The sequence below is a fragment of the Microvirga arvi genome, assembly GCF_016892765.1.
Classification (GTDB): Bacteria; Pseudomonadota; Alphaproteobacteria; order Rhizobiales; family Beijerinckiaceae; genus Microvirga; species Microvirga arvi.
Genome location: NZ_JAFEMD010000106.1, coordinates 1 through 9,604 on the forward strand (window position 1 = coordinate 1; position 9,604 = coordinate 9,604).

10 protein-coding genes are annotated in these 9,604 nt (G+C 64.2%); 5 read left to right on the forward strand and 5 right to left on the reverse strand.

Annotated features, from left to right (window positions below; all coding sequences use genetic code 11):
- The first annotated feature begins 280 nt into the window (after positions 1-280).
- The 4 genes from purB to ILT44_RS28860 all read left to right on the forward strand — a co-directional run bounded on the left by purB (position 281) and on the right by ILT44_RS28860 (position 4,262).
- Positions 281-1,594, forward strand: a complete 1,314-nt coding sequence (gene purB / locus ILT44_RS28845; RefSeq protein WP_204243052.1) for an adenylosuccinate lyase — start codon at positions 281-283, stop codon at positions 1,592-1,594.
- Positions 1,595-1,670: 76 nt separating this feature from the next.
- Entirely contained in the window at positions 1,671-2,924 is a 1,254-nt protein-coding gene (locus ILT44_RS28850) for a cyclopropane fatty acid synthase (RefSeq protein WP_204243053.1), read from the forward strand.
- Between the two features lie 31 nt (positions 2,925-2,955).
- On the forward strand, positions 2,956-3,507 hold the full coding sequence (locus ILT44_RS28855; protein WP_204243054.1) for an RBBP9/YdeN family alpha/beta hydrolase: 552 nt from the start codon (positions 2,956-2,958) through the stop codon (positions 3,505-3,507).
- A 158-nt stretch (positions 3,508-3,665) separates the two neighbouring features.
- A complete protein-coding gene (locus ILT44_RS28860; protein WP_204243055.1) occupies positions 3,666-4,262 on the forward strand; it encodes a Spy/CpxP family protein refolding chaperone in 597 nt (198 codons plus the stop codon).
- Between the two features lie 68 nt (positions 4,263-4,330).
- Here the strand turns inward: ILT44_RS28860 and rpsD are convergent, their stop codons facing one another.
- From rpsD to ILT44_RS28885, 5 genes are all read right to left on the reverse strand, one after another.
- Positions 4,331-4,948 (reverse strand): 30S ribosomal protein S4, encoded by a 618-nt coding sequence (rpsD, locus tag ILT44_RS28865; protein ID WP_199050986.1) that lies wholly within the window; start codon positions 4,946-4,948, stop codon positions 4,331-4,333.
- Positions 4,949-5,380: 432 nt separating this feature from the next.
- Positions 5,381-6,253 carry a glutamate racemase gene (gene murI, locus ILT44_RS28870; RefSeq protein WP_204243056.1) on the reverse strand — a complete coding sequence of 291 codons (873 nt, stop codon included), beginning with the start codon at positions 6,251-6,253 and terminating at the stop codon, positions 5,381-5,383.
- Between the two features lie 36 nt (positions 6,254-6,289).
- Positions 6,290-7,465, reverse strand: a complete 1,176-nt coding sequence (locus ILT44_RS28875) for a dienelactone hydrolase family protein (protein ID WP_204243057.1) — start codon at positions 7,463-7,465, stop codon at positions 6,290-6,292.
- 65 nt (positions 7,466-7,530) lie between these two features.
- Entirely contained in the window at positions 7,531-8,265 is a 735-nt protein-coding gene (locus ILT44_RS28880; RefSeq protein ID WP_204243058.1) for an RNA methyltransferase, read from the reverse strand.
- Positions 8,266-8,494: 229 nt separating this feature from the next.
- Positions 8,495-8,782, reverse strand: a complete 288-nt coding sequence (locus ILT44_RS28885; RefSeq protein ID WP_204243059.1) for a hypothetical protein — start codon at positions 8,780-8,782, stop codon at positions 8,495-8,497.
- A gap of 278 nt (positions 8,783-9,060) precedes the next feature.
- Here ILT44_RS28885 and ILT44_RS28890 point away from each other — a divergent pair, with 278 nt between their 5' ends.
- Complete coding sequence (locus ILT44_RS28890; protein ID WP_204243060.1) at positions 9,061-9,417, forward strand: phospholipase A2 family protein; 357 nt, start codon at positions 9,061-9,063, stop codon at positions 9,415-9,417.
- The last annotated feature ends 187 nt before the right edge of the window (positions 9,418-9,604 follow it).

The following is a 9,604-nucleotide window of genomic DNA, read 5'->3' on the forward strand; positions in this document are numbered from 1 at the left end:
AACACCCTGATTTCAAAGCTGGAATTGACGGTAGGCGGGTGTTTTTGCTGATCAGCGAGAGAACCCATAATGCTTCAGACACTTACGGAGATTTCGAGGATGGCGCATCCATACGCTGAGGATGCTCCATCCTTGCCTTTCCGCCAGCCATCAAATAGCCATCACGGAAACGTCTCGGGACCGTTCCCAGACCGTTCCATCCAACAACGTCTACGCACGGTTTCACCAACGTTTTGAACAACTTGAGTGAACGTCGCGAACCAAGCCAAGGAGTGTTTTAATGGTCCCCCGTTACAGCCGCCCCGAGATGGTGGCCATCTGGTCGCCCGAAACCAAATTCCGCATCTGGTTCGAGATCGAGGCCCATGCCACGACGGCGCTCGCCAATCTCGGCGTGGTGCCTAGGCAAGCGGCGGAGACGGTCTGGGAGAAGGGCTCCAAGGCCACCTTCGACGTGGAGCGGATCGACGCCATCGAACGCGAGGTCAAGCACGACGTCATCGCCTTCCTCACGCATCTCGCCGAGATCGTCGGTCCAGAGGCCCGCTTCGTCCACCAGGGCATGACGTCGTCGGACGTGCTCGACACCACCTTCAACGTACAGCTCGCCCGCGCTACCGATATCCTGTTGCGTGACATGGACGAGCTGCTCGCCGCCATCAGGCGCCGGGCCTTCGAGCACAAGATGACGCCGACCATCGGCCGCTCGCACGGCATTCATGCCGAGCCTACCACCTTCGGCCTCAAGCTCGCTCAGGCCTATGCGGAGTTCGAGCGCTGCAAGCTGCGCCTGATCGAGGCACAGCGGGAGATCTCCACCTGCGCCATCTCGGGCGCCGTCGGCACCTTCGCCAACATTGATCCTTCCGTTGAGGAATACGTGGCCGAGCAGATGGGCCTCCAGGTCGAGCCCGTCTCGACCCAGGTCATCCCCCGCGACCGGCATGCCATGTACTTCGCCACGCTCGGCGTGATCGCCTCCTCCATCGAGCGCCTGGCGACGGAAGTGCGCCACCTGCAGCGCAGCGAGGTGCTGGAGGCCGAGGAGTTCTTCTCGGCCGGCCAGAAGGGCTCGTCCGCCATGCCGCACAAGCGCAACCCGGTTCTCACCGAGAACCTGACGGGCCTCGCCCGCATGGTGCGCGCCTATGCGATGCCGGCCATGGAGAACGTAGCGCTCTGGCACGAGCGGGACATCTCCCATTCCTCCGTCGAGCGCATGATCGGGCCCGACGCCACCGTGACCCTGGACTTCGCCCTGGCGCGGCTCACCGGCGTCATCGACAAGCTGGTGGTCTATCCGGAGAACATGCAGAAGAACCTGGACCGCCTCGGCGGCCTCGTCCACTCGCAGCGGGTCCTGCTGGCGCTCACCCAAAAGGGCGCGTCCCGCGAGGACGCCTACCGGCTCGTCCAGCGCAACGCCATGCCGGTCTGGCGCAGCGAGGGCGATTTCCTGACCCTGCTGAAGAGCGACGCCGACGTGACGCAATATCTGTCGGCGGACGAGATCGAGACCTGCTTCGACCTCGGCTACCACTTCAAGCATGTGGATACGATCTTTGCGCGGGTCTTCGGCGCCAGCGGCGCATAGCTGAAAGGCTGGCAATACTTTCCGGAATAAGCAACAATTTCCGCCTCAGGAGATCAATGGCGCGGGAATTGCTGCCATGCTGTCGGAGAAGATTCTCTCTCTTGCTTTCACGCGGGCCGTGAAACACGGCACTCTGGAAATGACCACGGCCGAAGGTGAACACTTCACCTTCGGGGACGGAACCGAGCCCCGCGTCTCGATCCGCTTTACGGATGCCGCAGCCCAGATGGCCCTTTGCCTCCATCCCGAACTGAGGCTCGGCGAACTGTTTACGGATGGACGCCTCGTCATCGAGCAGGGCACGATCCTCGACCTGCTCCAGCTCCTCCTCCAGGACAATCACGGCCAATTGGACGAACTGCCGCTCCAGCGCCTGCGCAAGATCCGGCATTGGATGATGCGCAAGGCCGAGAACGACGCGGCGAAGGCCAAGCGCAACGTCGCTCATCATTACGACCTGGACGGCCGTCTCTACGCCCTCTTCCTCGATAGCGACCGCCAGTATTCCTGCGCCTATTTCGACCATCCGGGCGCCAGTCTCGAGGAGGCCCAAGCGGCCAAAAAGCGGCACATCGCGGCCAAGCTGATGGTGGACCGGGGCCATAGTGTGCTCGACATCGGCTCGGGCTGGGGCGGCATGGGGCTTTATCTGGCTCAGGTGGCGGGAGCAGGCTCGGTGAAGGGCATCACGCTCTCGGAGGAGCAGCTCGAGGTCTCGCGCCGGAGGGCGGGCGGAGCGGGCCTGCTTGACCGGGTCCGTTTCGAGCTGCAGGATTACCGCTCCACCACGGGCACCTTCGACCGCATCGTCTCGGTGGGCATGTTCGAGCATGTGGGCCCAACCTCTTACGACGAGTATTTCCAGACCTGCCGGAAGCTCCTGAAGGAGGATGGGGTCATGCTCCTTCACACCATCGGGCGTTCCGGCACGCCCTATCCGACCAATCCCTGGATCACCAAGTACATCTTCCCAGGCGGTCACCTGCCCGTGCTGTCGGAGATGATGCCGGCTATCGAGCGGGCGGGCCTGATCGTGACCGACATCGAGATCCTGCGCCTGCACTACGCCTTGACCCTGCAGGCCTGGCGCGAGCGCTTCCTGGCCCAACGCGAGGAGGTCCTGCGCCTCTACGACGAGCGCTTCTGCCGGATGTGGGAATGCTACCTCGCCATGTCGGAATCCGCTTTCCGCTGGCAGGATGCGGTGGTGTTCCAGATCCAGTTCGCCCGGCGCAACCACATGGTGCCCCTGACCCGCGATTACATCGCGGAGCGGGAGGCCGCCCTGAAGGAGGCGGAGCAGAATATGGAGTTGAAGAGGAGCGCTTGAACGGACCTGACCGGGCCTTTATCTCCGGGTCATGAAAACCTCCGATTGCGACATCCTCATCGTTCCAGGCCATGAAAACTCCGGCATCGACCATTGGCAGAGCCGGTGGGAGCGCCAACTCTCGACCGCGTGGCGGGTCGAGCAGGAAAACTGGGACGCCCCCGACAAGGACGCCTGGGTGGAGCGCATCGCCCAGGACGTCAAGCGCGCCAAGAAGCCGGTCGTGCTGGTCGGCCACAGCCTCGGCGTGCTCGCCATCGCCCATGCGGCTCCTCTCCTTCGGGACGGAAAGGTCCAGGGCGCCTTCCTGGTCAGCCTGCCCGATGTGGAGCGAACAGACTTCATTCCCGCCATCGACCGCGCCTTCGCGCCGATCCCGCGCGATCCCTTCCCCTTCCCCTCAGTGCTCGTCGCCAGCCGAACCGACCCGCATTGCGATTACGCGAAGGCGGAGGACATCGCCTATTCCTGGGGCTCGGCCATCGTCGATGCGGGCGATGCCGGCCACCTCAACACGGAAAGCGGCCACGGCCCCTGGCCCGAAGGGCTCATGCGGTTTGCGGGGTTTTTGAAGAGGCTTTGAGGCCGCGCCTCTCCCTCACCATTGTCATTCCGGGCTCCGCTGCGCGGCCCCGGAATGACAGCGGAATTTCACATGACAAAAAGTTCATGCGGCAGTCATGGGAGCGAGAGCAGGATAGGAGCAATCTTATCCTTATCGTCACCACGGAGGATATCCGCATGAAGACAATCGCCACGCTTGCTCTTGCAGCCCTACTGGCCGGCTCCAGCACCTATGCCATGGCCCAGCAGACGCCTGCACCGGATGCACCGGCGGCCTCTCAGGATCAGGGACGGCAGGATCGCCGTCCGCGTCTGAGTCAGGACGAATTCACGCGCCTCGTCGACGCCCGCATCGCCTCGATCAAGGCCGGGCTCAAGCTTACCCCCGATCAGGAGCGTCTCTGGACGCCCGCGGAGACCGCCATCCGCTCAGCTGCAGCTGAGCGCTTCACCCGCATGGAGCAGCGGCCCGATCGCGATCAGCGCCGGTCCATGGACTTCATGCAGCGCCTCGAGCAGCGCAGCAACCTGGCGACGGAGCGCGCTCAGCGCTCGGCGGCCGTGACAACCGCTCTTCGTCCTCTCTGGGACACCTTCAGCGAGGACCAGAAGCGGATCGCCCCTCGCCTCCTGCGTGAGGCCGTCAACAACGATGGTCCAAGCTGGCAAGAACGCGGCGGACGTCGCGGCCATGGCCGTGACCATCACCGCATGGGCATGATGGACCATGGCCGCATGGGCCCGGGCGGGCACCGGGGCCCTGTTCAGCAGTAACGATCCACAACAGCAAAAAGGCCGCCCAAGGGGCGGCCTTCCTGTTTTCGAAATCGACTACTCGCAGATTAGCGCGAATAGAACTCGATCACGAGGTTCGGTTCCATCTGGACCGGGTACGGCACTTCCGACAGGGTCGGGATGCGCGTCACGCGGGCCGTCATCTTGGAATGATCGACCTCGATGTAGTCCGGCACATCGCGCTCGGCGAGCTGGCTCGCCACCACGACGACCTCGAGCTGCTTCGACTTGTCCTTCACCTCGATCACGTCGCCCGGCTTCACGAGGTAGCTCGGGATGTTCACGCGGCGGCCGTTGACCTTCACGTGACCATGGTTGACGAACTGACGGGCGGCGAAGGGGGTCGCGACGAACTTGGCGCGGTACACGACCGCGTCGAGACGGCGCTCGAGCAGGCCGACCAGGTTCTCACCGGAATCGCCCTTCTGGCGGATCGCCTCCGCGTAATAGCGGCGGAACTGCTTCTCGGTGATGTTGGCGTAGTAGCCCTTGAGCTTCTGCTTGGCGCGCAGCTGCGTGCCGAAGTCGGACATCTTGCCCTTGCGGCGCTGGCCGTGCTGGCCGGGGCCATATTCGCGGCGGTTCACAGGGCTCTTCGGGCGGCCCCAGATATTCTGACCCATACGGCGGTCAAGCTTGTGCTTGGCCTGAATGCGCTTCGACATCGCTGTTCCTCTTTGTTGTCGAATTTGCGAGGAACGCGCCCTCCTCTTCCCCGAAGGGACGACAGGCCGGCTGAGAGCCGGGCCACGGGAGCGTAAAAAGTTACGCGGCCCAGGAGGACCGCGTGAACGAGGGGCATTTAGGCGGAAAATGCGGGAAAGTCAATCAGCCTCTGGTCATCCCGGACGAAGAGCAGCGAAGATCCGGGATCGTATGCAAGATGGAGCGGGGGAACCTCAACGCTGTCATTCCCGCGCAGGCGGGAAGCCATCAACCGCTGGCGGCCCCGAGTTCTGCAAGACCTGTGTTTATGGATTTCCACGCCTTTGGCGCGGCCCTTCGGGTCAGGCTCCGCTTCGCGGCCCCGGAATGACAGTGTTTTATCTTGAGAACGATCCCGGATCGGCTACGCCGTCCGGGATGACGAGCTGCGGCTACCCAACGAGCAGCGGCATGTCCTCGACAGCCACCACCGGAAGGCCCTTGTCCTGCAAGGCTCCCCGCAGGGCGGCGCTGATCCCGGCACCGCTGGTGAACACGGCCATGGTCTCGTTCTCGTCCGCCTCATGGCCCGGCACCGGCTGGCCGATCAGCTGCGTCACGCGGCGGGCGATGGCCGGGGCCGGGTCGATCCAGGTCACCGGCCAGGGTGCCAGGGCCTGGAGGCGCGGGAGGAGCAGCGGGTAATGGGTGCAGGCAAGAGCCACAACATCGGTCCTCCCCCCTTCGTCCTGGACGAAGCAGGGCTGCATCTCAGCCACAAGCTCTTCATCCGGGACGGGAGAGCCCGCGAGCTCAGCCTCGGCAATGCCCGCGAGACGGCGCGAGCCCACAAGGTTGACCTTGCAGCCCGCCGCATAGGCCTCGATGAGATCGCGGGTATAGTCCCGCGCCACGGTGCCGGGGGTGGCGAGAACCGTGACATATCCCGTCTGCGTCGTTTGTGCGGCCGGCTTGATCGCCGGAACGGTGCCGACGAAGGGAATGGAGAAGCGCTCCCTGAGATGCGGCAGGACGACGGTCGAGGCCGTGTTGCAGGCGACCACCACGAGGTCCGGATCGTGCAGGCCGATCAGCCGCTCCATGACGGTCACCACACGCTCGGCCAGAACAGCCTCGCTCAAGCGCCCGTAGGGAAAGCCCGCATCGTCGGCCGCATAGACATAGCGGGCATCGGGACGGACCTTCAGGACCTCCGAGAAAACCGTGAGGCCGCCGAGGCCGGAATCGAAGACGAGGATGGTGGGGACGGGAGACGGCATGACGGCAGGATTATAGGTCGCCCCTGCCAGAAGATCGACACGCATGACAAACCCTTACGAACGCAACTGACCAATGAAGTCCTATAATCCCTGCTTGGTTTCCGGAGGCGCCATGTTCAACCTGCGGCGGGGTCCGGGCTCCTCTTTCTTCTCCTGCCCCTCAACCTTCGAAATCTGTGCCGAGAGCCGCTTGACGGGCCAGCCGTCGCTCCAGCTGCCCATGTCGACGAATTTCGGATCGCGCGCGAGTGCAGCGGCGTCCTTGCCGGCGAATGCCGCCTCAGCGGCGATGTCGAAGGTCTTCCAGTAGGCGAGATAGTCGAGGGTGTCGGTGACGTTGTTGCCGAGCTGCTGGGTCAGGATGGTCTGAGGGCCGGAGAGCGCCATGTCGGCGCTCCAGCGCCACGTGTTCTTCTGTTTCGGGTCGCGCGGCGGATCGGGCGGCAGCTTGATGGCGGCGGCATCGTAATCGGCCTTCGGTGACCCTGGGGAGGCCAGCGTCGCCGTCAGTGCCGGAAATCCATGGTCGTCGGAGGCCGCGCGCATGAACAGCTTTCGGCTGGCCGGAACGGCGCTCGCCTGCTGCAGGATGAGCCGCGAGGCGCGGTCGCTCGGCAGATAGTCCCGATCGCCGCTCATGCTGATGATCAGGGTCTGCGGGTCGATGGTCGAGAGGTCGCGCAGGAGGATGCCGCGCTCCTTCTCGTCGGAGGCGATGCCGCCCGGCATCAGGCCGAAGATCAGCTTCGGCGCCGGCACCTTTCCGGCACTGACGCCGGCCGCGAGGTTGAGCGCGATCGGCACGCCCGCCGAATGGCCGATGAGGGCGACACGCTCCCTGTCCGGCTTGGCATTCGGATCGTCTGCCAGCGCCGCCAGGGCGCTCTCGATCAGGGTCTCGGCCAGGGCGGTGGCATCGGCAGGGCGGGACCGGTTCACCTCCTGGAAGCGCGGGAAGAGCACGAGATGGCCCTTGCGGGCGAGATGATCGATCCAGCCGCCGTAGAGCGCCGGATTCACGGCGCCCCAGGAATGGAGAAAGATCACCACCGGGCGGGGCTTCGCAGGCGCATCGCTGCCATGGAAGACGAAGGTTCCGGCGCTTGCCGTGCCGACCGCACGCTTGACGACGTCAGTCACCTTGTAGTCGCGCCCGCCAGCCCCCTGCTCGGGCTGCTGTGGCGGTGTCGCCGCGAAGGCCCATGGAGCGGCAAGCGAGACGCCAAGGACCAGAACAGGCAGCAGGGAGCGGCGCATCGTCGTCTCGAACTCGGTTCACAAGCGGGCAAATAGCGCCCGACGATGATAAAGCCACGATTTGCTTAAGGTTTTCTCAACCTGCGTCCTTCCGCAAGGGCACGAATCGCCCCGCGCAGGGTGCGCACCTCCTGCTCGGTCATGGCGAGGCGATGGAAGATGTCCCGCATGTTGCGGGTCATGATCGGCTTCTTGTCCTCGGGATAGAAGTTCACCGCGTCGAGCTCGTCCTCGATGTAGTCGAAGAACGAGATCACCATCTCGCGCGGCGCCGGAGGAGATTGAGGACCGCCCTCGAAGGGCAGCGCGCCGCCGGTGGCGAGCTTGTACCACTCGTACGAGACGAGAAGGACGGCCTGCGCCAGGTTGAGGGACGAGAATTTCGGATCGACCGGGAAGGTGATGATGGCGTCCGCCAGCGAGACCTCGTCGTTCTCGAGCCCGGTGCGCTCCCGTCCGAACAGGATGCCGACGCCCTGCCCGGCCCCGAGCCGCTGCTGCGCCTCCTGCATGGCGGCGTCGGGCGCGAAAACCCGCTTCATCTGCCCCCGCTCGCGCGCCGTCGTGGCGAAGACGAAGTTGAGATCGGCGATGGCTTCGCGGACCGTGTCGTAGAGCCTTGCGCCTTCCAGCACGTGGGTCGCGCCCGACGCCGCCGAATGAGCCCCCTTCTTGGGCCAGCCGTTGCGCGGCGACACCAGACGCAATTCCGACAGACCGAAATTGGCCATGGCCCGGGCGACCATGCCGATGTTTTCGGCGAGCTGCGGTTCCACGAGGATGATGATGGGTCGGGTCATGGATCGTATGAATGCTCTTGGATGGCAGATGCTCTCCCATACAGCCAAAAACAGTTTTCCGACCAGAGCATCGGACCCAAAAGTGGAATCCGCTTTTGGGATCCATCCGATGCTCCAACTCTTGGCAACTCCTGGCTGGCGCATCGTTGAGCGCAGGCAAAGAAAAGGCCTCCCCGACATTCATCGAGGAGGCCGGCGCGTTTCCCGACTGACGCTTCAAGCGAAGCGCTTACCAGCAGCCCCAGCCGCAATAATAATGCGGGCGGGCGACCGCCGCACCGAGCACGGCGCCGCCGACCACGCCGACGGCCGCACCTGCTGCGGCCTGGTTGGCGGCGGCGTTCGACTGAGCCACGTTGTTCCGATAGCCGGCGTTCACGCAGCGGGTATAGGTGGCGGTCCCGGGCTTCAGCCCGGTCTCACGGCAGACGGATTCGGCATTGTCCATGGATTGCTCGGCCGTCTGGCAGCCGGCCAGAACCAAGGCCGCCGCTCCGAGAATGATTGCAAGACGCATGTCAGCTCCCCTTCATGGTTAAACGATGTTTCCGACAGCTCCGCTGGCTTGGCTCTGCGCCTCATGCCCCTCGGGAAGATGTCGTAACGGACGGATCTGAACTACGGTTAAGCTTGGCTTTCCGTGCGGCAGCACACGCAGCGGTGAATTTTCCCTTTCTGCGGAACTTGCACCCACGGCCATCTCTTATTTCCTGCATGCTTTACGTTAGAGCATCACAACTCCCTGTCACTCTGCGAGGTCGCGCGTTGCCCTGTTTGCGTTCCATGACGGCTGCGATGTGCCTGATTCCCCTGTCGGCCGGACACGCCGCGTCCATATCCGGGCCGAGCGGTTTTCCCCAGGCAGCGGCACCTCTCTTCCATGGCAACTGGTGCGGCGCGGGCGACGCGAACCGGGCCTCCCCCGTTGACGCCCTCGATGCTGCGTGCCGCGCCCACGATCTCTGCTACGAGCAGGTCGGACGCGGGGCCTGCCCCTGCGACAGGACCCTCCTCAAGGCCACCGCCGCGCTGGTCAAAAGCCCTAAGATCCCGGAGACGATCCGAAGCAAGGCGGCCACCGTGAACTCGCTCTTCAGCGCGGCGCTCTGCACCGAGACCCGGAAAATGCCGCAACGGGCGGGACAGGGCTGAATTCCTTTGCTGCCCCCACCTTCCCCCCTGGCCTCAACCGCGCTATAGCCGCCGCAACAGCCTGCCGCAGGGCAGGATCGTTCCAGCACTTCAAGCGCAAGGTGAGATCATGGCGAAGATCAAGGTTGCCAATCCGGTCGTCGAACTCGACGGCGACGAGATGACCCGCATTATCTGGCAGTTCATC

What these genes read in the sequence shown, in the direction of transcription:
- ILT44_RS28850 (WP_204243053.1), top strand. Translation starts at nt 1,671, where the DNA reads ATGCTGTCGGAGAAGATTCTCTCTCTTGCTTTCACGCGGGCCGTGAAA.
- purB (WP_204243052.1), top strand. Translation starts at nt 281, where the DNA reads ATGGTCCCCCGTTACAGCCGCCCCGAGATGGTGGCCATCTGGTCGCCC.
- ILT44_RS28855 (WP_204243054.1), top strand. Translation starts at nt 2,956, where the DNA reads ATGAAAACCTCCGATTGCGACATCCTCATCGTTCCAGGCCATGAAAAC.
- ILT44_RS28860 (WP_204243055.1), top strand. Translation starts at nt 3,666, where the DNA reads ATGAAGACAATCGCCACGCTTGCTCTTGCAGCCCTACTGGCCGGCTCC.
- murI (WP_204243056.1), bottom strand. Translation starts at nt 6,253, where the DNA reads ATGCGTGTCGATCTTCTGGCAGGGGCGACCTATAATCCTGCCGTCATG.
- rpsD (WP_199050986.1), bottom strand. Translation starts at nt 4,948, where the DNA reads ATGTCGAAGCGCATTCAGGCCAAGCACAAGCTTGACCGCCGTATGGGT.
- ILT44_RS28885 (WP_204243059.1), bottom strand. Translation starts at nt 8,782, where the DNA reads ATGCGTCTTGCAATCATTCTCGGAGCGGCGGCCTTGGTTCTGGCCGGC.
- ILT44_RS28890 (WP_204243060.1), top strand. Translation starts at nt 9,061, where the DNA reads ATGTGCCTGATTCCCCTGTCGGCCGGACACGCCGCGTCCATATCCGGG.
- ILT44_RS28875 (WP_204243057.1), bottom strand. Translation starts at nt 7,465, where the DNA reads ATGCGCCGCTCCCTGCTGCCTGTTCTGGTCCTTGGCGTCTCGCTTGCC.
- ILT44_RS28880 (WP_204243058.1), bottom strand. Translation starts at nt 8,265, where the DNA reads ATGACCCGACCCATCATCATCCTCGTGGAACCGCAGCTCGCCGAAAAC.